Origin of the sequence: Enterobacter sp. Ap-1006 (assembly GCF_011752835.1) — a bacterium.
In the GTDB taxonomy this organism is placed as follows: domain Bacteria; phylum Pseudomonadota; class Gammaproteobacteria; order Enterobacterales; family Enterobacteriaceae; genus Cedecea.
Genome location: NZ_VWWU01000031.1, coordinates 1 through 219, shown reverse-complemented (window position 1 = coordinate 219; position 219 = coordinate 1). Strand labels below are relative to the sequence as shown.

General features: G+C 49.3%; 1 rRNA gene. It reads right to left on the bottom strand.

Annotation, left to right across the window (positions count from 1 at the left end):
- Window positions 1-139: 139 nt before the first annotated feature.
- Window positions 140-219: ribosomal RNA gene (locus F3J28_RS22350) — 16S ribosomal RNA — on the bottom strand; the annotation flags it as partial.

Below are 219 nucleotides of genomic sequence, written 5' to 3'. Positions count from 1 at the left end.
GCCTGAGTGGACTTGAACCACCGACCTCACCCTTATCAGGGGTGCGCTCTAACCACCTGAGCTACAAGCCTATAAGGTTTTACTGCTCGTTTTCTATCAGACAATCTGTGTGAGCACTACGCGGGTTGTATCTTTTAGGTAAGGAGGTGATCCAACCGCAGGTTCCCCTACGGTTACCTTGTTACGACTTCACCCCAGTCATGAATCACAAAGTGGTAA